General features: G+C 77.2%; 1 pseudogene. It reads left to right on the forward strand.

The annotated features are described in order from the left end of the window. Nucleotides 1-188 (forward strand): annotated as a pseudogene (locus ACFV0G_RS38540) (esterase); the annotation flags it as partial. Nucleotides 189-307 lie beyond the last annotated feature (119 nt).

Here is a 307-nt window from a genome sequence, read left to right on the forward strand (position 1 = left end):
GCGCCAAGGCCCCGTGCTTCACCGACAACAACTACAACCAGACCGTCGCCGGCCGCGCGCACCAGAGCGGCGGCTACGTCTACGCCAACGGTTCCAACCAGGCCATGGGGCTGTGGAACACCTACGTCGTCCACACCCTGCAGCAGACCGGGACCAACACCTACGTCATCGCGGACGGCCAGTGCTGACGGCCCCGGTGCCGGGGCCGGGGAGGCCCGGCCGGTAGCGACCCCCCGGGGGGGGGGGCGCGGGGCCCGCTCGCGGGGGGGGGGCGCGCCGCCCGCGGGGGGGGGGGGCGGGGGCGGGG

This window comes from Kitasatospora sp. NPDC059571 (genome assembly GCF_042735675.1).
Classification (GTDB): Bacteria; Actinomycetota; Actinomycetes; order Streptomycetales; family Streptomycetaceae; genus Kitasatospora.